This is a genomic window from Paraburkholderia hayleyella, from assembly GCF_009455685.1.
GTDB lineage: Bacteria > Pseudomonadota > Gammaproteobacteria > Burkholderiales > Burkholderiaceae > Paraburkholderia > Paraburkholderia hayleyella.
In genome coordinates, this window is record NZ_QPES01000001.1 from 456303 (window position 1) to 476691 (window position 20389).

The following is a 20389-nucleotide window of genomic DNA, read 5'->3' on the forward strand; positions in this document are numbered from 1 at the left end:
CACGAATTTATGTGCGGCATTGTCGGCGCGGTTGCGCAACGGAATATCGTTCCCATTCTGGTGGAAGGGCTCAAACGTCTTGAATACCGGGGCTACGATTCATGCGGTGTGGCCGTTCTGGTTGACGGCAAACCACAGCGCGCGCGCAGCGTCGCGCGCGTGGCCGATCTGGAACAGCAGGTGCGCGAGACCCAGTTAAGCGGCGTGAGCGGCATCGCCCATACTCGCTGGGCCACACACGGTGCACCCGTGACGGACAACGCCCATCCGATTTTTTCCCGCGATGCGCTCGCGCTGGTGCACAACGGCATCATCGAGAATTACGAAGCGTTGCGCGAGATGCTGCGTGCCAAAGGCTATGCGTTTGTCTCGCAGACCGACACCGAAGTCATCGCACACCTGATTCACAGCCTGTATCGTGGCGACCTGTTTGCCACCGTGCGCGAGGCTGTGCAGCAATTGCACGGTGCGTATGCCATCGCGGTGCTGCATAAGGATCAACCGCATACGGTTGTCGGCGCGCGGCAAGGCTCGCCGCTTGTGGTGGGTCTCGGCACGCATGAAAATTTTCTGGCATCTGACGCGCTGGCTCTCGCAGGCAGTACCGAGCGCTTTATCTTCCTTGAAGAAGGTGACGTGTGCGAGCTGACGCTGGAACACGTGCGCATTGCTGACCGCGATGGCAATGAGATTCCGCGTGAAGTGCGGCAGGTGGCCGCGTATGGCGGCGCTGTCGAACTCGGGCCCTACCGGCACTTCATGCAGAAGGAAATTTTCGAGCAACCGCGCGCCATCACCGACACCATTCCCCCCGCTGATCGCTACGACGCCTCACTATTTGGCGCGGGTGCCGCTGAGGTGTTTGCCCGCATCGACAGTGTATTGATTCTCGCGTGCGGCACGAGCTATTACGCGGGGCTTACCGCGAAGTACTGGCTTGAATCAATCGCCAAGATTCCGACCCAAGTCGAGATCGCCAGCGAATATCGCTACCGTGAATCCGTGCCGAACCCCAAGGCGTTGGTCGTAGTGATTTCTCAATCGGGTGAAACCGCCGATACGCTTGCCGCGCTCAAACATGCGCAGATGCTCGGGCACCCGCATACGCTAGCCGTGTGCAACGTTGGTACCAGCGCGATGGTGCGGCAAACCGAGCTGGCGTTCTTGACGCATGCGGGGCTGGAGATTGGCGTGGCTTCGACCAAGGCGTTTACAACGCAGCTTGTCGCGCTGTTTGTGCTGGCGATGACGCTAGGCAAGTTGCGCGGACACGTGAGTGCGGAACAGGAAGCCGATGAGATTCGGCAGCTACGGCATTTGCCTGCCGCGTTGAACAGCGTGCTGGCGCTGGAGCCGCAGATCATTGCCTGGGCGGAGGAGTTCTCGCGTAAGGAGCATGCGTTGTTTCTGGGGCGCGGGTTGCATTATCCGATTGCGCTGGAAGGCGCACTCAAGCTCAAGGAGATTTCGTATATCCATGCCGAGGCGTATCCAGCGGGAGAGCTAAAGCACGGGCCTCTGGCGCTGGTGACTGAAGCGATGCCGGTAGTGACGATTGCGCCGAACGATATGTTGCTGGAGAAGCTGAAATCGAATATTCAGGAAGTGCGGGCGCGTGGTGGCCAGCTTTATGTGTTTGCGGATTCGGACACGCGCATTGTCAATGACGAAGGGCTGCATGTGATCCGGATGCCTGAACATTATGGCAAGCTGTCGCCGATACTGCATGTGGTGCCGTTGCAGTTGCTGGCTTATCACACGGCTTGTGCCAGAGGAACGGATGTGGATAAGCCGCGGAATCTGGCGAAGTCGGTGACGGTGGAGTAGGGGGGCTGTAGTGGTCAAGTTATTTCGGGCAGGCAGACAGGTTCTTTCGCTGTCGGTTTCGCCTCGTAGGCAGCCGGCGACAGATAGCCCAAGGTCGAATGTAGGTGTACGGCATTGTAGAAGCCGACGATGTACTGGCTGATGTCACGCCGTGCCTCGTCGTGGTTGGCGTACTGACGCTGCCACACGCGCTTCATTTTCAGGCTCAGGAAGAACCTCTCCATCACTGAATTGTCTCAGCAATTTCCCTTGCGACTCATGCTGCAAACCACGTGATGCTGCTTCAGCACTGCCTGGTCCTCGTCACTCGCATACTGGGCGGATTCAACCGGTCGTCGCAACACCAGATTGTTAAGCAGATTTTAGATATTCGTCCAGAGCTTCTGCCGGCGTCTTCCAGTCAAGTGTTTTCCGAGGCCTTGTGTTCAGTGTATGAGCAACGGCTTGGATCTCTCGTGCGCTCCACCGAGAGAGGTCTGTTTCCTTTGGAAAGTATTGTCGCAATAGGCCGTTCGTATTTTCGTTCGTGCCGCGTTGCCATGGACTGTGCGGATCCGCGAAGAATACCTGTACGCCAGACTCGATAGTGAAACGGGCATGATCGGACAGCTCCTTGCCACGATCCCAAGTCAATGATCGCCACAACAGGGCTGGCATGTCTGTCACTGTCTTCTTGAGTGCGTTGGCCATCGTGACGGCTCCGTAGCCAGCCAGCGCAGGACCATTTTTCGTCCGGGGAGTCAATCCATAGCCTTTCTCCCGGGGCAGGTGTACGAGCATGGTGAAACGTGTTGATCTCTCCACCAGCGTGCCAATAGCGGATCGATTTAGGCCAATGAGTAGGTCTCCCTCCCAATGCCCGGGCACAGCGCGATCTTCCGCCTCTGCGGGGCGGCTGGAGATCATGACATCCTCGCTGACGTGCGCCCATGCTTTAGCTCGTGCCCTAGCCCGTGGCGCGCGTAGTGCTCGCCCGCTGCGCAGACAACCCACTAGCTCGCGCTTGAGCGCGCCACGCCCTTGAATGTAAAGCGCTTGATAAATGGCTTCGTGAGAAATGCGCATGGATTCATCGTCGGGGAAATCGATTCGGAGGCGGTTGGCGATCTGTTCAGGGGACCAACCATTGACCCACTTCCGGTCTCCTCGATGTGGTTTATTCCGCCCCTTGAACGGTGCCTGCTGGGGTCCAACAATCTCATGGCCGTCAACGTCACACACCTTGCCTTCCAAGCGTTCCTGCACATAGCGATGCAGTCGCGGGTTGGTCACCAGCTTCGCTGGTTTTGCTCGCTTGGCAAAGTGCTCTGCCTTCCATTGTGCGACCGAAGCCCGATACTCTAGGCGACCACCACGGGTCGCGGCATTACGCGTAAGCTCGCGCGAAATGGTTGATGGACTGCGTCCGATGCGGCGAGCAATTTCACGCACCCCTATGTTTTGGGCCGAGAGTAACCCGATCTCTTCACGCTCGGCGAACGACAAGTATCTACCCGATATAGGCTTCGACATGAAAAGTGGCATACCGCCACGATAGCGGAACCAGCGTGATCCGACCGCCTGAGATACGCCAACGACCTCTGCCGCTTTCTCGCTTGTGATGCCGGTAGCGATCTGTTTCCAAAAGCGACGCTCAATCTCATGCCGAAGCGACGGCGCACCTGGCGAGTGCATCGCTCGTCGTCCGGTTATCTGATACACCCATTCTGCAATTCGTCCCACACAACACCTCCAAGATTAAAGGTGTTGCAACGACCGGTTGAATCCGCCCAATACGTCAGCATTCGCTACAGCGAACGGCTGGTCGAAGCGTGCATCGAGCGGTCGGTCGGCAGCCGGGGCGACAGCTACGACAACGCCCTGGCTGAGACGATCAATGGCTTGTACAAGGCCGAACTGATTCATCGCCGCACCTGGAAAACGCGGGAATCCGTTGAACTGGCAACGCTGGAGTGGGTGGCCTGGTTCAATCATTATCGATTGATGGAACCCCTCGGCTATATCCCGTCCGCCGAAGCTGGGGCAAACTACTATCGGCAACTTGAAACAGCTGCCGCTGAACCCGCATTAACTTAAACCAGCCAGCCTCCACGAGGCCCGGGGCGGTTCAAAATCAAGAGAGGGAGAGAGTTTTGTGAAGCACAGGTCAGCGCCAGCAAAAGCCCGATGCATCGTGACACTCACATGCACCGACCCGTCCATCCAGTTAGTGGTTTCCGTGGAAGCACTATGCCACGGCAAATCCCGGCGTCATGGCTCAGGAGCGCTCTCCAATAACTACGCCCAGCCCATGGGAGGCGGGTCTTTTCCTGTTCAAGGGGAGCTTCATGGATAGCGTGACTGCAGACTTGTCCTACGGACGCCAGATTGCTGTGGTTCCGGTGAACCTGATTCAACCCGCAGATGTCGCGCTGAGTGTCAGTGCATTTGACAAATGGCTGATGGAGATCAGCGATGGCGTGATCACCCTGGAGCGGATCCGGAATGTCGCGGGGGCCATGCCGGTCCTGGGCAATATCCTGGCACTGGCGGACGTGTTCGAAGACATCGTTACGCTGAGGAAGGCTGATGCTCCTCACATGTTCGACTGGGTAAGCCTTGGCATCAACCTCATTGGCGTGGTGCCGTTGCCAGGGACAGCAGCGGCCCGCGTCAGCCTGCGCCCCACATTGCAGCTGGTGCGCCAGGAGCTGCGCCAGAATGGCAGGCAGCTCATTGGCGAGGCGCTCATTACGCTGCTGGCCAGCAACCTCAACGCCACCATCAAGGGCGAACTGGAAGATTTCGTCAGCCAGGCCCAGGCAGAACTGCCCGGGTTCATTGAAGAGGCTGCGAAGTTTGGTGAAAGGCTCATCATCGACCTGGCCGATGGCATCGACAACCTCGTCCTGGGCCAGCTCGACGCATCGGGCGATTTCAGGGAAGCTGACAAGCAGGTCTTCGAGGCCACCGGCAAACTCTGGCGCGACCCGGGCGGCGTCTTCTCCAATATCTACGGAGCGGCCACCAGTTTTTACGCGGGGGTTGCCAAAAAAGGCGCCAACAAGGCTGCCGGGTTCATTCCAGAAAATATAGGCAAACTGGTACTGTCTCACACGGCAGATCTGCGCAGATTTTCTCCGAAACTCGGACAGCAGATCCGGAACCTGAGCGATGCCAACATGGAACAGAGCATCGGCTGGATTATCCAGGGCCTGTCTGTTGCCCTTGCCGCTCGCAGCAGCGCTGGCCACAAGCATGGCGCCAACGTCAGGCACGACACGACCAGCGCCAGCCACAACAGCCGCCCAGGACAACCTGTTGAACCACGCTCCGCTGAAGGCAAGGCGAAGCACGACCCCAATCCGCAGAGAAGCGGAGTCTGCCCGGCCACCTGCAACAGCATCAGCTTTGCCATGGGCAGCGAGATACTCCCGCATACCGACTTTATCCTGCCGGGTCCGTTTCCCATCGAGTGGACGCGCACCTACCGCTCCAGTCTGGAGGCCTACGATGAGGCCGAATTCGGCGCGCGCTGGATTACCCCATTCACGACGCGCTTCGACCTGCACGGCGATGGCATCCGTTTTCATGCCGCCGATGGGCGCAGCTTCGACTATCCGCTGCCCAGGGTCGGTGAGCTGCATGATGACCGTATTGAAGGTCTCACCCTGGTGCGCGTGAGCGAGCACAGCCTGGTTCTCTGCCGTGGCCATGAGCGCCGCGAAACCTACGAACGTCACGGCGGGCGTTTCCTGCTGGTGCGTATCGGGCTGCGCGGGGGAGCCGGCCTGCTGCTGGGCTACGAACACCGTACCGGTGAGCGTGTTGTGCTTTCTGACCTGATCACCTATCAGGACGATCCCAGCCAGGCGCACCTGCACCTGGGCACCGACATTGACACCCATGGCCGCATCACGGGCCTGTGGCTGATGGGCGAGGACGCCCCGCAGCGCCGCCTGAGCCTGTACCGCTACGACGAAGCGGGTGACCTCACGCTGGCCCAGGATGAAAACGCTGCCATCTGGACCTACCAGTACCAGCAGCACCTGGTCACCCGCTACACCGACCGCACCGGGCGCGGCATGAACCTCGAATGGCAGGGCCAGGGTCCCGACGCCCGCGCCGTGCATGAGTGGGCCGATGACGGCAGCTTCGATACCCGTCTGGAGTGGGACGGGAACATCCGGCTGACCTGCGTCACCGATGCCCACGGCCAGCAAACCTGGCACTACTACGACCACCTGGGCTACACGTATCGCATCATTCATTCCGACAGGCGTCAGGAATGGTTCTTCCGGGACGAGGCGAAAAACATCATCCACCATATCCACACCGATGGCAGCGAAGACCGCTACGCCTACGATGAAAACAGCAACCTGCTGGAGCACATCCGCGCGGACGGGACACGTGTTCACTATGCCTGGGATATGGCGGACCAGCTCATCAGGATCAGCGACGCCGAAGGCGGGCTCTGGCAGCGCGACTACGACACCCGCGGCCGCCTGACCGGAACCGTCGATCCGCTGGGCAACCGGACCGGCTACACGTACAACCTGATGGGGATGCCGATCGCCATCACCGACGCCAGCGGCCGGCAAAAGCAGCTGGCGTACAACGCCAGCGGCCAGCTCACACGCTACGTGGACTGCTCCGGCAAGGCCAGCGAATGGGTCTACGACGCCCGTGGCCAGCTGATGCAGTTCACCGATGCCGCAGGCCAGGCCACCCGCTACCGCCACGAATCGGGCCAGCTGGTGGCCATCCTGTATCCGGACGGCAGCGCAGAGCACTTCGAGCGCGATGCCGAAGGCCGGCTGCTGGCCCACGTGGATGCGCTAAAGCGGCGCACCGGGTGGCACTACACCGGGGCCGGGCTGCTGTCGAAACGCGTGGACCCGGCTGGCCAGAGCCTGCGCTACCAGTGGGACAGGCTGGGCCAGCTCACGGCGCTGCGCAACGAGAACGGGCGCGATGCAGAATTCACCTACGATCCGGTGGGCCGCCTGCTGGCCGAAACGGGCTTCGATGGTGCCACCACGCGCTACGAATACGGGGACGCCACGGGCACGCTGGCGCGTGCCATCGAAGGCCAGCGCATCACCGCCTTTGCCTTTGACCCGATGGGACGGCTGACTGAGCGCCGTGCCGCGCTGCGAACTGGCGACACCGCGCCGCAGGAACAGGACTGGCAGGTCGAGCGCTTCGCCTACGATGGCAACGGTCATCTGGCACTGGCCAGCAACGCCGGCAGCCGGCTGCAATGGTTCCATGACGCGGCCGGCAACCTGGTGCGCGAGCACCAGCACTACCGCCAGCTGGGCAGGCCGCTGGTGGCGGTGTGGCAGCACGAGTACGACGTGCTGAACCAGCGCATCGCCACGCTGCGTCCGGACGGGCACCGGGTGAGCTGGCTGACCTATGGCAGCGGCCACCTGCTGGCGCTGCAGCTGGACGGGCACGAACTGGCCAGCTATGAGCGCGACGACCTGCACCGCGAGGTCGCGCGCCTGCAGGGCAACCGCCTGCTGCAGACGCAGCAGTGGGATGCGCTGGGGCGCCTGAGCGGGCAGGTGCTGGCGCGCGAGGCGCAACCAGGCAAACAGGGCCCGCCCGGACAGACGCCAGGCGGCGAGCGGCTGCTGGTGCGCCGCTACCGCTACGACGCCAGCGGCCAGCTCACGGACATCAACGACACGCGCCGCGGCCAGCTGGCGTACCGCTACGACCCGGTGGGCCGCCTGCTGGAAGCGCAGAGCCGGCTGGGCCACGAGACCTTCGCCTTCGATCCGGCCAGCAACCTGGTCGACCCGCAAGCGCAGCGTGAGGCCGACCGCGAGCACCTGCCACGGCCGAAGGCGCTGGACAACCTGCTCAAACAGTACGCGGGCACGCACTACCAGTACGACGCGCGAGGCAACCTGACCCAGCGCTGGCGCAACGGCGAGGCAAGCCGCTACACCTGGGACCTGTTCGACCGGCTCACGCACGCCGGGGACGCCCGCCTCGAAGTCAGCTACACCTACGATGCGCTGGGCCGCAGACTCTCGAAGCACAGCCAGGCGCACTACCAGGCGCGCCGCGAGGCGGGGCCGCACTGGAACCGCAGCGAGCGCGTGAAGCGCAACCGCGAACTGCAGTGCGGCTTCACGCTGTACGGCTGGGATGGCGACACGCTGGCGTGGGAGAGCCGGATTGCTGACGAAGATGGCCTGGGCGCGCGCACCACGCACTACGTGTACGAGCCGGGCCGCTTTGTGCCGGTGGCGCAGGCGGTGCGTGAGGAGGCGATCGCGCTGCTCGATGAACCGGTGTACAGCGACTACTACCGGCAGGACGAAGACCCGCTGTGGCTGCCGCCGCCCCCGGCACCGCCCATCGACAGCCTGGCGTGGTACCAGTGCGATCACCTGGGTACGCCGCAGGAGCTGACCGATGAACGGAGCGAGATTGCGTGGGCGGCGGAATATCGCGCGTGGGGTGTGGCGAAGGAGGCGATACGGAAAGCGTCAGAGGGACGTGCTGAACTGCGCACACCGATCAGGTTCCAGGGGCAGTACCATGACCATGAAACCGGGCTGCATTATAACCGGCACAGGTATTACGATCCCAGCACCGGGCGGTTCATCAGTAAAGACCCGATCGGGCTGCAAGGCGGGCTGAACGCCTATCAATACGCGCCTAATCCGGTGCAGTGGATCGACCCGCTTGGGCTGACATGCAAATGTCCTTGCCCTGGCACTTTCTGGGCCGACAGGTCGCTACCTCGCGACAATCACGGCAATCCGGTGCCGGACGTTGACGCACCGCACACGCAATTGGGTAGGAAGGACGGACGTCGAGGTGCGTACAACCAGGCACGAGAATGGGGTTACGATGCAAACGAAAATCTTGTTCCCACACGCGATATAGATTTCACTGATCACGGCCGCCCCCAAAACCATCCGTGCCCCCATCAGCACAATTGGCTTCCCAATCCGACGGGAGGAACACGACAGCACGGGCCCGCAGTCCCGATGGAGATGCCATGATGCAAATGCGCTCGTTTCCAATGAATCGGTCAGACGGCTCCAAGATCTCGCTCGAAGAACTACTGACAGTCGTTCCCGGTAGTCAATGGACTTGGTATGTGCTTGATTTTTACGGGATCGGTTGTGCCCCAGGTGGCCAAACCATGGTCTCTTTTGAAGAAGAGGTACGTTCTTCAGAAAATGGTATCGCCATGACTTGGGCTGAGTTGAACGACTTTGCTCGTGCGTTGGATCAGACTATCGATTGTCAAATCGTTGCGGGCAGGCTTGAAAATCCGGTTTCCCGCGACCGGGTGGAAAGGAAGGATTTTCGCGGATATGAGATGGTGCTCGATGGATTTGATAGTACTGAATGGGCTGTTTGGGCGCACGATGCGAGCGTATCTGATCGAGTCGTAAGAGTGGCTTCGAAATTGGGATAGAAAGATGCACAAATTACAAAAAGTTCGGGATTGCGCTCGTGTCGCGGTATCGCGTCATCGGGAAATCGTGTCTAGGGAAAAATTACTGATGTGAGGAAGGCGGAAGGCTGAGCGCCTTTCTGGAGAAGGGATTGCGGCCGTCGGGATAGGCGTTTGCGTCTGGGGAAAAAGTCTATCAGTACGCGCCTAACCCGGTAGGCTGGATCGACCCGTTAGGGCTCGCTCGTTGCCCGTGCGATCCGTGCTCAAAATACGACGTTGGCCAGTACGACGAGCTCAAGAGGCGTTCCGCTTCTGGTGACAATCTGGACATTCACCACGCTATGCAAAAGCATCCGGCCGCACAGGTTGTTGCTGGATACGATCCCAAGACTGGTCCGGCCATAGCTGTTCCCGCCAGTGAACATGAACAAATTCCGACGCGTAAGGGCGTCTATACGGGAACGGCGAGAGATTTGTTAGCTAGCGACATCAGAGACCTGAGACAGCACACGGGTGCTTCTAACGAGTGCTTGCGACGACTCATCGCGCTCAACAAGGGAATGTACCCAAAGGCTTTTGAGAAATAGTATTCACGTGAAAGGGGCTTCAGTCATGAACGCAGAGCAATTCGTTGCTGCGATCCGGACGCATGTGCAGGAGCAGGCGGCAAATGATCTTGTGAGAACTTTTACTGCCCCTCCGGGGAGGCGACCCCGTGATCTGCTGATCAAGGTTTCGGAGTGGCGTGCTCAATTGCCGAGCGATGAACAACGTCTCCTAGACGCGGTGATCACGGAATCGGTGCGCGTTGCCTTGTTTGGTCTCTTTGCTGTAATCGACGGGTCAAGGGTCGTGGACGAAAATGTTGATCGGTTCATTATTACTGCTGTAGGTTACGACGGAGCTAAAACGGAGCTTAATGAAGATACCGCCGTCGACCTTCACAGTGAGTTTGCGCCTGATTGATGAGCGCATCCGAAGGGAGCAGTGAAGCAGCAGGGGCCGCGTAAGCGGCCCTTGTTGCTTCTAGACGCTGAACTCCGGAAGTCGGCAACGTGCACTTCCGCGTTTCTCCCCCGCTCGGGGAGAAACGCATCGGCGGCCGTCAGGATGGGGGCGGCTAGAAAAGCCCCCTTGCCGCCTCGCGGCGCGCGTCGTCGTTGAGGTGCATTAGCTGAATTCCGACGATCGCGTGTTGCAGTCAGGTATCGGCCATGACGCGATGTTCGTCGTTCGTGTCGGCCGAGGTCGACGCCGACAATTGCTGAATTGCGACGTTGGCCGTCGCGGCGTCGTCGGTCCCGTTTGCAGTAGAAAACTCGTGTTGGTCCAAAACGCACCACCCCCTTGAAGTAGCACAGACATGATGCACGTACCAAACCGCGTGCGAAACGGTCGCTCAGCCAAGCGTGGCGCGGGTTTGAGGCGCACCATATTCTTCGATGGTGCCACCACGCGCTACGAATACGGGGACGCCACGGGCACGCTGGCGCGCGCCATCGAAGGCCAGCGCATCACCGCCTTTGCCTTTGACCCGATGGGACGGCTGACTGAGCGCCGCGCCGCGCTGCGAACTGGCGACACCCCGCCGCAGGAACAGGACTGGCAGGTCGAGCGCTTCGCCTACGATGGCAACGGTCATCTGGCACTGGCCAGCAACGCCGGCAGCCGGCTGCAATGGTTCCATGACGCGGCTGGCAACCTGGTGCGCGAGCACCAGCACTACCGCCAGCTGGGCAGGCCGCTGGTGGCGGTGTGGCAGCACGAGTACGACGTGCTGAACCAGCGCATCGCCACGCTGCGTCCGGACGGGCACCGGGTGAGCTGGCTGACCTATGGCAGCGGCCACCTGCTGGCGCTGCAGCTGGACGGGCACGAACTGGCCAGCTATGAGCGCGACGACCTGCACCGCGAGGTCGCGCGCCTGCAGGGCAACCGCCTGCTGCAGACGCAGCAGTGGGATGCGCTGGGGCGCCTGAGCGGGCAGGTGCTGGCGCGCGAGGCGCAACCAGGCAAACAGGGCCCGCCCGGACAGACGCCAGGCGGCGACCGGCTGCTGGTGCGCCGCTACCGCTACGACGCCAGCGGCCAGCTCACGGACATCAACGACACGCGCCGCGGCCAGCTGGCGTACCGCTACGACCCGGTGGGCCGCCTGCTGGAAGCGCAGAGCCGGCTGGGCCACGAGACCTTCGCCTTCGATCCAGCCAGCAACCTGGTCGACCCGCAAGCGCAACGCGAGACCGACCGCGAGCACCTGCCACGGCCGAAGGCGCTGGACAACCTGCTCAAACAGTACGCGGGCACGCACTACCAGTACGACGCGCGAGGCAACCTGACCCAGCGCTGGCGCAACGGCGAGGCCTGCCGCTACACCTGGGACCTGTTCGACCGGCTCACGCACGCCGGGGACGGGCGTCTCGAAGTCAGCTACACCTACGATGCGCTGGGCCGCAGACTCTCGAAGCACAGCCAGGCGCACTACCAGGCGCGCCGCGAGGCGGGGCCGCACTGGAACCGCAGTGAGCGGGTGAAGCGCAACCGCGAACTGCAGTGCGGCTTCACGCTGTACGGCTGGGATGGCGACACGCTGGCGTGGGAGAGCCGGATTGCTGACGAAGATAGTCTGGGCGCGCGCACCACGCACTACGTGTACGAGCCGGGCCGCTTTGTGCCGGTGGCGCAGGCGGTGCGTGAGGAGGCGATTGCGCTGCTCGATGAACCGGTGTACGGCGACTACTACCGGCAGGACGAAGACCCGCTGTGGCTGCCGCCGCCCCCGGCACCGCCCATCGACAGCCTGGCGTGGTACCAGTGCGATCACCTGGGTACGCCGCAGGAGCTGACCGATGAAAAGGGCGAGATTGCGTGGGCGGCGGAATACCGCGCGTGGGGTGTGGCGAAGGAGGCGATACGGAAAGCGTCAGAGGGACGTGCTGAACTGCGCACACCGATCAGGTTCCAGGGGCAGTACCATGACCATGAGACCGGGCTGCATTACAACCGCTACCGGTATTACGATCCGGAGGTGGGGAGGTTTGTTGGCAAGGATCCTATTGGGTATGCCGGTGGGCTCAATATGTATGCATATGCGCCGAATCCGGTTGGCTGGATCGATCCGCTTGGTTTAAGCGTGACAACTCCGGCGACAATCAGCGCGGCGGATATAACGGACAAAACGCGCACTGAGATTCGAGATCTCGCGAATCAAAGGGGACTCGTCGTGGCGAAGCAAGATGCTTCTGGTGCGCCGATAAAATGGAAATGTCCGTGTACAGGGAAAGAACGTCTCCGACTGGACCGTGGTCATATAGATCAGACAACAGGATTGCCCTACAACGATCCCAAAGCCGCTGTTGACCATGTGCATGCATATGACTCAACGGGGAAGGTAAAGGTTGTTTCGCCAGACGATGGCAATCCTCATTTCCCAACTACAGGTGAATAGCAATGCACGCCGGAAAAGAGAAAGATTACTTTGAATCAAGCGATGGAGCGCTTCGGATATGGATCGAGCAAGAGTCATCCATTCATATCAAAGCAGTGACAAAAGAAGGTGATCCAGTCGAATTGTCTGAGTCGGAGGCACTGGAGATAGCAGACGTGTTGAAGAACTTCGCAAGTCGAGTCTAGTTATAAAAGGGGCCGCGATTATGAACGGCACCCCGAAAGTTGGACGCCGATCCAATCTTTGGGGTGTTTTTTTGATCCGCTTGGGTTTCTTGAACAGCGATCAATGTTAGTGATCGAGCTGTCAGGAGCCTCCGACTTGCTGTTGGAGGCTGTATTTCCGGGCGAATTCGCCCGGTGTTAAATTGTTCAGAGCCATGTGAGGCCGAGTTTCATTGTAGTCTTGGCACCAAGTCTCGATCTCTCGTCTGGCCGTCTTCGGCGCGTAAGCGCTATCCGACCTCTGTGGCCAGGGCTTCTCGCGTAAAAACGTCGACAATGGTCAGCACGCGCAAACGTGTACCGTTGGCCAGTTGATCGGCCACAAACCCCAGGCTCCACACTTCATTCGGACGCGTGGGCACGCAGCGCTCACGGCGCGAGACCACCATCTTGCCCCGCCGGGGCAACTTGCTACGCAACTGCAGTTGCTCGTCGGCATAGAGCCGATAGACGCGATTGCGGCTGACCTGCTAGCCTTCGCGGCGTAACAACACATGGATGCGCCGATAACCATATCGGATTTGGATGATCGGCATGAATGGGGCCGGTTACATTCTCTATATTGAACTGGTCGCGCTGGGCACGTTCTGCGCGGTGAACGTCGAGCCGATGAATGTTTACCGGATCGCGGTGATGAAGACCGCGTCCCGGGTGATTGTGGTTCACAATCATCCTTCGGGCAGGCTGGACCCTTCCGAGGCGGATCTGGATGTGACGGATCGCCTGATTCAGGTGGGCCATATTTTGAATATTGAGCTGCTTGATCATCTGATTATCACGCCCGTGGCGTACCTGGGTTTCAGACAGGAGGGGCTGATGGATGAACTGAAAAAGAGCCTCAAGTATGTGCCGACCTATCAGATCCTTGAGCAGGTCCGGGCGGAAGAGAAGAAGATCACCCGGGAGAAGCTGGCATTAGAAAAGAGCAAGACAAAAACAGTACGCGGGCACGCACTACCAGTACGACGCGCGGGGCAACCTGACCCAGCGCTGGCGCAACGGCGAGGCCTGCCGCTACACCTGGGACCTGTTCGACCGGCTCACGCACGCCGGGGACGGGCGTCTCGAAGTCAGCTACACCTACGATGCGCTGGGCCGCAGACTCTCGAAGCACAGCCAGGCGCACTACCAGGCGCGCCGCGAGGCGGGGCCGCACTGGAACCGCAGCGAGCGCGTGAAGCGCAACCGCGAACTGCAGTGCGGCCTCACGCTGTACGGCTGGGATGGCGACACGCTGGCGTGGGAGAGCCGGATTGCTGACGAAGATGGCCTGGGCGCGCGCACCACGCACTACGTGTACGAGCCGGGCCGCTTTGTGCCGGTGGCGCAGGCGGTGCGTGAGGAGGCGATCGCGCTGCTCGATGAACCGGTGTACGGCGACTACTACCGGCAGGACGAGGACCCGCTGTGGAGCCCGCCGCCACCGGCGCCGTCCGTTGACAGCCTGGCGTGGTACCAGTGCGATCACCTGGGTACGCCGCAGGAGCTGACCGATGAACGGAGCGAGATTGCGTGGGCGGCGGAATACCGCGCGTGGGGTGTGGCGAAGGAGGCGATACGCAAGGCGTCAGAGGGACGTGCTGAACTGCGCACACCGATCAGGTTCCAGGGGCAGTACCATGACCATGAAACCGGGCTGCATTACAACCGCTACCGGTATTACGATCCGGAGGTGGGGAGGTTTGTTGGCAAGGATCCCATTGGGTATGCCGGTGGGGTGAACCTGTATGCGTATGCGCCGAGCCCGGTTGGCTGGATCGATCCACTGGGGTTAGCTCGATCTGGACAGTGGACCACTGTTGGCAATGGTCGGATCAGAATTGACCCGCCACACGTGCCAAACACGAACCAGCAAGTTCATGCGCATTGCCAATGCAGATCCAGAAAACAAGAGGTCGTTGTCAACAAAGACGGCACTCAAAGTCATGGATCACGCGGCGATGTTTCTGGTCTTACGCGAACAGAGAAGGACTATTTGCGCGACAAAGGATTCGATTTATGACGGAACTTGGTGACTTGAGGATTTGGGGAACACTTGAGGGTAGTGATAAATCGCTAAAGCTAGACGAGATCTCGATTCTTGCGAAAGCGGAAGTTATCCGGGCTCTTGGTGTATTTTTGATTAATGCTGCTTACGAGATGGACGTCAATGAAGTTGAACATGTTCACCTTCAGGATTCGATAGCGAACTTCTCGTACGAAAATCACGCCGATGTGATCGTGAACAATCAAGAGAAAGTGAAGCCGATTTGAACTGACTGGAACGAAGGGCTGCTGGCCAGCCCTTTGTACGTTTATTCGGAGGTACTGCTCTCCTTCATCGCGCCGTGGCCTTATGTGCCGTGGTGCGGTCCTGCACCAGCCAGCGGGTGTGTCAGATCCAGCACGCGTAGTGGCGCTGCCGTAGTAACCAGCACGGTTCGCTCGCGTCCGCCCTGGGTCCAACTGCCCTTGAGTGCGATATGGTCGTCCCTATCGGCATAACCCGACTGGAACTCGATGGGCACCTCCCGTCGCAATGACTTGCCCTGTCATTGCTAGCCAGCAGGATAAGCCGTCATAGCTGGTTCGCCGGTGGTTCGGATGGTAGGCTTTGTCTTGATGCGCGGGTTCTTTTCGCTTCCTGTCCTGCCGGCATCCGGGCTTGCCGCCGTTCAGGGGCGATGCAGGAGGGATAGCCGCTTGTTTTAACTTATGGTTGCACCACTCATGGAAATCAGGCTCGGTAAAGACGACAAGCGGTACATCGAAGACACGAAGGATGTCTATGGCATCATGCAGCGCATCCTGCTGCGCGAGAACAAAATCGATCAGGAAAAGAACATTTCTGGATGATCGGCATGAACGAGGCCGGTTACATTCTTTAGTTTGGGAAGAGACGTATGATCATTCCGGAGCAGTGAATCGTGTCCATCCCAAGATGACTGATGGCGAGATTCTGGATTTGCCACACTATCCGCCGAGCAAAGCGGACCTTGATCAAGGGCTGGCTACACTAGGCGGCAGAGCAATTAAATGTCCGTGTAGGTGCTGACATGAACCAACGCGATAAAAAGTTAAAGTTGATCACGGAAATAATCGAGTTCATTGAAACGCAACCTTACGATGCAGGAAACTGTGCTCGGTATGTCTATGTGAAATCACTCGATGCTATGGCATGTAGTGGTCTAATTTCCTCGGACAGGTCGATAGGAAGACAATCCGGAATCGACGAGGAAAAACGATAGATGACAAGAAGGCGCCGACAATTTGATGCCAGCTTCAAGCTGGAAGTGGTACGGATGGTTCGAGACCAGGGCTTATCGATTGGCGAAGTCTGCCGGTCGATGGACCTTGTTGAGACAGCCGTGCGGCGCTGGGTAGCCCAGTACGATGCGGAACGTGCTGGCGGCCCCGGCGAGGGCAAGCCGCTAACGGCGGAACAGCGGCGCATCCGGCAACTTGAAGCTGAGAACCGGCAATTGCGAGAGGACAACGCGCTGCTAAAAAAAGCGTCGGCCTTCTTTGCCCGGGAACTGAAGTGATTTACCGCGTGGTAACTCATTTGCAACAGGAGGCCGTATCGGTCAGTGACGCGTGCCGCGTTTTGCAGGTGAGCCGCTCTGGCTACTATGCACACCGGCGCGCAAAGCCGAGCACAAGGAGCCTGCAGGAACAGACCCACGTCAAGGCAGCATTCGCAGCCAGCGGCGCGAGCTATGGCAGCCGGCGTGTGATGCATGCGCTACGGGAGCAAGGGCTACGTATTGGTCGTTATCGGGTACGTACGCTGATGCGCGAAGCGGGCCTGCGCACGAGCTGGAAGCGCAAGTTCATCTCGACGACCGACAGCAGGCATACGCTACCTGTGGCAGAGAACGTGCTCGACCGGCAGTTTGACGTGGCCGGATCCAATCGCGCGTGGGTTTCAGACATCACGTATATCCGCACGGCACAGGGCTGGTTGTATCTCGCGGTCGTGTTGGACCTGTACTCACGCAAGGTGGTCGGCTGGTCGATGGCGCCGACCATGCCGGCCGGGCTGGTCATGTCGGCACTGACCATGGCGCTGCAGCAGCGTCGGCCAGCGCCGGGACTGGTTCTGCATTCGGACAGGGGCAGCCAGGGCGGATTCAACCGGTCGTCGCAACACCTTTAATCTTGGAGGTGTTGTGTGGGACGAATTGCAGAATGGGTGTATCAGATAACCGGACGACGAGCGATGCACTCGCCAGGTGCGCCGTCGCTTCGGCATGAGATTGAGCGTCGCTTTTGGACATAGGGGTGCGTGAAATTGCTCGCCGCATCGGACGCAGTCCATCAACCATTTCGCGCGAGCTTACGCGTAATGCCGCGACCCGTGGTGGTCGCCTAGAGTATCGGGCTTCGGTCGCACAATGGAAGGCAGAGCACTTTGCCAAGCGAGCAAAACCAGCGAAGCTGGTGACCAACCCGCGACTGCATCGCTATGTGCAGGAACGCCTGGAAGGCAAGGTGTGTGACGTTGACGGCCATGAGATTGTTGGACCCCAGCAGGCACCGTTCAAGGGGCGGAATAAACCACATCGAGGAGACCGGAAGTGGGTCAATGGTTGGTCCCCTGAACAGATCGCCAACCGCCTCCGAATCGATTTCCCCGACGATGAATCCATGCGCATTTCTCACGAAGCCATTTATCAAGCGCTTTACATTCAAGGGCGTGGCGCGCTCAAGCGCGAGCTAGTGGGTTGTCTGCGCAGCGAGCGAGCACTACGCGCGCCACGGGCTAGGGCACGAGCTAAAGCATGGGCGCACGTCAGCGAGGATGTCATGATCTCCAGCCGCCCCGCAGAGGCGGAAGATCGCGCTGTGCCCGGGCATTGGGAGGGAGACCTACTCATTGGCCTAAATCGATCCGCTATTGGCACGCTGGTGGAGAGATCAACGCGTTTCACCATGCTCGTACACCTGCCCCGGGAGAAAGGCTATGGATTGACTCCCCGGACGAAAAATGGTCCTGCGCTGGCTGGCTACGGAGCCGTCACGATGGCCAACGTACTCAAGAAGACAGTGACAGACATGCCAGCCCTGTTGTGGCGATCATTGGCTTGGGATCGTGGCAAGGAGCTGTCCGATCATGCCCGTTTCACTATCGAGTCTGGCGTACAGGTATTCTTCGCGGATCCGCACAGTCCATGGCAACGCGGCACGAACGAAAATACGAACGGCCTATTGCGACAATACTTTCCAAAGGAAACAGACCTCTCTCGGTGGAGCGCACGAGAGATCCAAGCCGTTGCTCATACACTGAACACAAGGCCTCGGAAAACACTTGACTGGAAGACGCCGGCAGAAGCTCTGGACGAGTATCTAAAATCTGCTTAACAATCTGGTGTTGCGACGACCGGTTGAATCCGCCCTGGGCGCCCCTGTCCGAATGCAGGACCACCCCCCGCGCTGGCCGATGCTGCTGCAGCGCCATGGCCAGTGCCGACATGACCAGCCCGGCCGGCATGGTGGGAGTCATAGACCAGCCGACTACCTTGCGTGAGAACAGGTCCATCACGACCGCCAGATACAGCCAGCCCTGCGCCGTGCGGATATACGTGATGTCCGAAACCCACACACGATTAGGCTCGTCCACGTCAAACTGCAGCTCGAGCACATTTGCGTGCCACAGGTAGCGTATGCCTGCTGTCGGTCGTCGAGACGAACTTGCGCTTCCAGCTTGTGCGCAGGCCAGCTTCACGCATCAGCGTACGCACACGGTAACGGCCAAGACGTAACCCTTTCTCCCGCACTGCATGCATCACACGCCGGCTGCCATAGCTCGCGCCGCTAGCGATGAATGCTGCCTTGACGTGGGTCCGTTCATGCACACTCTTTGCACTCGGCTTCGCTCGCCGGTGCGCATAGTATCCAGAGCGGCTTACCTGCAAAACGCGGTAGGCGTGGCTGACCGATACGGCCTCCTGTTGCAAGTGCGTTACCACGCGGTAAGTCACTTCAGTTCCCGAGCAAAGAAGGCCGACGCTTTTTTTAGCAACACGTTGTCTTCTCGCAATTGCCGGTTCTCAGCTTCAAGTTGCCGGATGCGCTGCTGTTCAACTGTCAGCGGCTTGCCCTCGCCGGGGCCGCCAGCACGTTCCGCATCGTACTGCGCCATCCAGCGCCGCACGGCTGTCTCAACAAGGTCTATCGAACGGCTGACTTCGCTGACCGATAACCCCTAGTCTCGTACCATCCGTACCACTTCTAGTTGAAGCTGGCGTCAAATTGTCGGCGCCTTCTTGTCATCTATTGTTTTTCCTCGTCGATTCAGAATTGTCCCCCTATCGACCTGTCCGAGGAAATTAGACCACCACACCCTGGTTCGGCGCGGCAGTCGCTTTACTAGGAGCGCTGCAACTCATTAGCTGGGCCTGCTTCAATTTCAAAGCGCTCATTCAGGATTCTGACGGCCTAATCGAAGATACCCGTTTTGTGACGGCATACAGCGGCTTTGCGACGCTCGTTGCGCCGACGAAGTGTTCTACGCGCTGTGGGGTACTCGGTACAGGCGTGGGCCGAGTGAATGATACGAGTATGCCCAAGGTTTGAAGCTTGGGTGCGAACGCACCAACGTCGGTGAACAGATTGATAGGCACACCATCGTTGTCGAATGTGCCGCGCGTTGCTCTAGCCGTAACGCGCGTAATGAAGTCTAGTCCGGGCACCACTGGGGGTTGAAGGTTCTTGTGTTTTGGCGTTCTCACTTCCTCGACTCTGCCATCAATCCAACGTATGAACTCAATGAAATCGCGGTCGTTCAACGATTCCGCGGCCATGAAAATCTGCTCATCGTCGTCGCTTGCTTCAGCGTGCTTGGCCAGGAGGCTCGCGGTACGCACGGCAATAACCATTGGGCCGATGTCTTTGCTTGCGCAAAGGGCTACTCTTCGATATGCATCGAAAAGCAGGGAGGTTTCTTTATCACCCGTTGCAACTTTCCCAAGCAACTCATCGAGCGTTGCCGAATCGTGCTTTATATCTTGTTGCTTCCGTAGCTCTTCCATCAACTGAGTGAGAAAGCGCTCCGCTCGATGTGCGCTCCAACGGGATATGCCGAATTTCTGAAGCGCCTCCACGCCAAGGTCTACAACCTTGTCGCGAACCTTTTCACTCACGAATCCCGCCACAAGCCCTGCCGTAATCGGTTCGATCATCTTGTTCCCCGTTTGAAGTGTGTCACCAATGATGGTGCGGGCGCCAAGCGTGTTACAACGAAAGCGACGCGGCAATAGGAATACTTGGAACTCCAAGTAACCGTGCAGATGGGAGAGACGATGCGAGGTAACGCCAGACCACGCTGCAGCGTTGACGTCGAGCTTGACATCGTGGCGTCTGCCGCACTCAGCCTCGAGCTGTGAGCGTCCCCGGCTAGGCTGCTATTTTGAAAGATTACTCAGGCCACGTATCATTCAGACCACAGCATTGCCCGACCAGGGCAACTGAGGTTTTGACGCTTGGATGCAGTTA

The 20389-nt window shown here is 59.5% G+C and carries 14 protein-coding genes and 7 pseudogenes; 12 read left to right on the forward strand and 9 right to left on the reverse strand.

Features of this window, described 5'->3' with window-relative positions; all coding sequences use genetic code 11:
• Positions 1–9 precede the first annotated feature (9 nt).
• On the forward strand, positions 10–1827 hold the full coding sequence (glmS, locus tag GH657_RS02065; RefSeq protein ID WP_153101597.1) for a glutamine--fructose-6-phosphate transaminase (isomerizing): 1818 nt from the start codon (positions 10–12) through the stop codon (positions 1825–1827).
• A 14-nt stretch (positions 1828–1841) separates the two neighbouring features.
• Here the strand turns inward: glmS and GH657_RS02070 are convergent.
• Positions 1842–2147, reverse strand: a pseudogene (locus GH657_RS02070) (integrase core domain-containing protein); the annotation flags it as partial.
• Between the two features lie 31 nt (positions 2148–2178).
• Complete coding sequence (locus tag GH657_RS02075; RefSeq protein ID WP_153101598.1) at positions 2179–3528, reverse strand: IS30 family transposase; 1350 nt, start codon at positions 3526–3528, stop codon at positions 2179–2181.
• A 66-nt stretch (positions 3529–3594) separates the two neighbouring features.
• Here GH657_RS02075 and GH657_RS02080 point away from each other — a divergent pair.
• The 3 genes and pseudogenes from GH657_RS02080 to GH657_RS02090 all read left to right on the forward strand — a co-directional run.
• Positions 3595–3903, forward strand: a pseudogene (locus GH657_RS02080) (integrase core domain-containing protein); the annotation flags it as partial.
• 251 nt (positions 3904–4154) lie between these two features.
• Positions 4155–8837, forward strand: coding sequence for an RHS repeat-associated core domain-containing protein (locus tag GH657_RS02085; protein ID WP_174769850.1), 4683 nt, complete (start codon positions 4155–4157; stop codon positions 8835–8837).
• Entirely contained in the window at positions 8834–9259 is a 426-nt protein-coding gene (locus GH657_RS02090) for a hypothetical protein (protein ID WP_153099164.1), read from the forward strand. The genes GH657_RS02085 and GH657_RS02090 overlap by 4 nt, the downstream gene beginning before the upstream one ends.
• Positions 9260–9504: 245 nt before the next feature.
• Here the strand turns inward: GH657_RS02090 and GH657_RS02095 are convergent, their stop codons facing one another.
• Complete coding sequence (locus tag GH657_RS02095; RefSeq protein ID WP_153099165.1) at positions 9505–9666, reverse strand: hypothetical protein; 162 nt, start codon at positions 9664–9666, stop codon at positions 9505–9507.
• Between the two features lie 187 nt (positions 9667–9853).
• On the opposite strand from GH657_RS02095, the gene GH657_RS02100 reads away from it, so the two are divergent.
• Positions 9854–10207: a hypothetical protein gene (locus GH657_RS02100; RefSeq protein WP_153099166.1), complete on the forward strand. Its 354-nt coding sequence runs from the start codon at positions 9854–9856 to the stop codon at positions 10205–10207.
• 454 nt (positions 10208–10661) lie between these two features.
• Complete coding sequence (locus GH657_RS02105) at positions 10662–12689, forward strand: RHS repeat-associated core domain-containing protein (protein WP_246173971.1); 2028 nt, start codon at positions 10662–10664, stop codon at positions 12687–12689.
• Between the two features lie 306 nt (positions 12690–12995).
• On the opposite strand, the pseudogene GH657_RS02110 reads toward GH657_RS02105, so the two are convergent.
• Positions 12996–13437 (reverse strand): annotated as a pseudogene (locus tag GH657_RS02110) (IS3 family transposase); the annotation flags it as partial.
• A gap of 10 nt (positions 13438–13447) precedes the next feature.
• On the opposite strand from GH657_RS02110, the gene GH657_RS18190 reads away from it, so the two are divergent.
• Genes GH657_RS18190 through GH657_RS02125 form a run of 3 tightly spaced genes read left to right on the forward strand, consistent with a single transcriptional unit; the run spans position 13448 to position 15166 of the window.
• A complete protein-coding gene (locus GH657_RS18190; protein WP_246173972.1) occupies positions 13448–14173 on the forward strand; it encodes a JAB domain-containing protein in 726 nt (241 codons plus the stop codon).
• Positions 14088–14915 (forward strand): RHS repeat-associated core domain-containing protein, encoded by an 828-nt coding sequence (locus GH657_RS02120; RefSeq protein WP_246173973.1) that lies wholly within the window; start codon positions 14088–14090, stop codon positions 14913–14915. Before GH657_RS18190 ends, GH657_RS02120 begins: the two co-directional genes overlap by 86 nt.
• The gene (locus tag GH657_RS02125; protein ID WP_153099170.1) at positions 14912–15166 is read left to right on the forward strand and encodes an Imm32 family immunity protein; all 255 of its coding nucleotides are present in this window, start codon (positions 14912–14914) and stop codon (positions 15164–15166) included. The genes GH657_RS02120 and GH657_RS02125 overlap by 4 nt, the downstream gene beginning before the upstream one ends.
• 80 nt (positions 15167–15246) lie before the next feature.
• Here GH657_RS02125 and GH657_RS18195 read toward each other — a convergent pair whose 3' ends face one another.
• Positions 15247–15420 carry a hypothetical protein gene (locus GH657_RS18195; protein WP_246173974.1) on the reverse strand — a complete coding sequence of 58 codons (174 nt, stop codon included), beginning with the start codon at positions 15418–15420 and terminating at the stop codon, positions 15247–15249.
• Between the two features lie 202 nt (positions 15421–15622).
• Between GH657_RS18195 and GH657_RS18355 the strand changes: the two genes are divergently transcribed.
• The 3 genes and pseudogenes from GH657_RS18355 (at position 15623) to GH657_RS02145 (ending at position 18256) form a co-directional block, all read left to right on the forward strand.
• Positions 15623–15748 carry a hypothetical protein gene (locus GH657_RS18355; RefSeq protein ID WP_281349351.1) on the forward strand — a complete coding sequence of 42 codons (126 nt, stop codon included), beginning with the start codon at positions 15623–15625 and terminating at the stop codon, positions 15746–15748.
• Positions 15749–16140: 392 nt separating this feature from the next.
• Positions 16141–17018, forward strand: a pseudogene (locus GH657_RS02140) (IS3 family transposase); the annotation flags it as partial.
• Between the two features lie 69 nt (positions 17019–17087).
• A pseudogene (locus tag GH657_RS02145) lies at positions 17088–18256 on the forward strand (IS30 family transposase).
• A 46-nt stretch (positions 18257–18302) separates the two neighbouring features.
• Here GH657_RS02145 and GH657_RS18500 read toward each other — a convergent pair.
• From GH657_RS18500 to GH657_RS02165, 4 genes and pseudogenes are all read right to left on the reverse strand, one after another.
• Positions 18303–18620, reverse strand: a pseudogene (locus GH657_RS18500) (DDE-type integrase/transposase/recombinase); the annotation flags it as partial.
• On the reverse strand, positions 18517–18876 hold the full coding sequence (locus tag GH657_RS02155; protein WP_174769851.1) for an IS3 family transposase: 360 nt from the start codon (positions 18874–18876) through the stop codon (positions 18517–18519). The pseudogene GH657_RS18500 and the gene GH657_RS02155, both read right to left, overlap by 104 nt.
• Positions 18873–19088 (reverse strand): annotated as a pseudogene (locus GH657_RS02160) (transposase); the annotation flags it as partial. The gene GH657_RS02155 and the pseudogene GH657_RS02160, both read right to left, overlap by 4 nt.
• Positions 19089–19317: 229 nt before the next feature.
• Positions 19318–20076: a hypothetical protein gene (locus GH657_RS02165; RefSeq protein ID WP_153099175.1), complete on the reverse strand. Its 759-nt coding sequence runs from the start codon at positions 20074–20076 to the stop codon at positions 19318–19320.
• Positions 20077–20389 lie beyond the last annotated feature (313 nt).